The organism is Arthrobacter sp. 9V, from assembly GCF_902506065.1.
Lineage (GTDB): Bacteria > Actinomycetota > Actinomycetes > Actinomycetales > Micrococcaceae > Arthrobacter.
In genome coordinates this window covers 1-1,039 of sequence record NZ_LR733007.1, presented here as the reverse complement: position 1 = coordinate 1,039, position 1,039 = coordinate 1, and the positions used below count along the sequence as shown (strand labels likewise).

Annotated in this window: 1 protein-coding gene; it reads left to right on the top strand. The window is 65.2% G+C overall.

Annotated elements, in window-relative coordinates; translation table 11 throughout:
• The first annotated feature begins 107 nt into the window (after nucleotides 1-107).
• A complete protein-coding gene (locus BACI9J_RS23260) occupies nucleotides 108-959 on the top strand; it encodes a carbohydrate ABC transporter permease (RefSeq protein WP_017886893.1) in 852 nt (283 codons plus the stop codon).
• Nucleotides 960-1,039: the final 80 nt, after the last annotated feature.

Here is a 1,039-nt window from a genome sequence, read left to right as displayed (position 1 = left end):
GCCGAGAACAGCGTCGGCCAGGCTGCCGCCATCTCGGTGGTCCTCTTCCTGATCATCGTCGTCATCACCCTCGTCCAGCGAGCCGTCCTGCGCCAGAGGAGCGAAAGTTGAGCACCATCCGACCCACCCGCAAGCGACTCTCGAAGGCCGGCTCCTACGCCATCCTCATCGTGATGTCGGCGGTCATGTTCTCGCCGATCTACTACCTGCTGATCGGCAGCTTCAAGCCGAGCTCCGAGGTCCTCGACGGCTTCACCGGCTTCCTCCCCATCCACCTGTCGCTCCAGAACTACCTCGGGGTCTTCAAGGCCCTCGACTCGGACGCGACGGGGTACTTCTGGCGGTTCATGGGCAACTCCGTCGCCATCTCGCTGGTCATCGTGCTCGGCGGGCTCGTCGTGAACTCGATGGCGGGCTACTCCTTCGCGCGCCTGCAGTGGCGCGGCAAGAACGCGGTGTTCGTCATCGTCGTCCTGCTGATCATCGTGCCGTTCGAGTCCGTCGCGGTCCCGCTGCTGTTCCTGCTGAACGGCCAGCGCGACACCCTGTTCGTGCAGATGATCCCGTTCGTGGCGAACGCGTTCTCGATCTTCTTGTTCTACACGTTCTTCCTCAACCTGCCGAAGAGCATCGAGGAGGCCGCGCGCCTGGACGGTCTCGGGGCATTCGGCACGTTCGCCCGGGTCGTCGTCCCGAACGCCAGACCGGTCTTCGCGACCGTGGCCATCCTCACGTTCCTCAGCTCGTGGGGGTCGTACCTCTGGCCGTCGATCGTGACGTCCGATCCGACCGCCCGCCCGCTCCCGCTCGAGATGAGCGTGTTCTCCGGCCAGACGCCGGTCGACTGGGGACAGACGTTCGCCTTCGGGACCCTGCTGGTGCTGCCGGTCCTGATCGTCTTCCTCGCGTTCCAGCGGTTCTTCATCCAGAGTGTCGCCGGTTCGGCCGTCAAGGGATGACGCTCGCCTGCTCGAGTCGAGGTGGAACCGGTCGGTCGCAGACGCCCCTTCCGAGCTGAACCTCGACGGGGGTGCCAGCA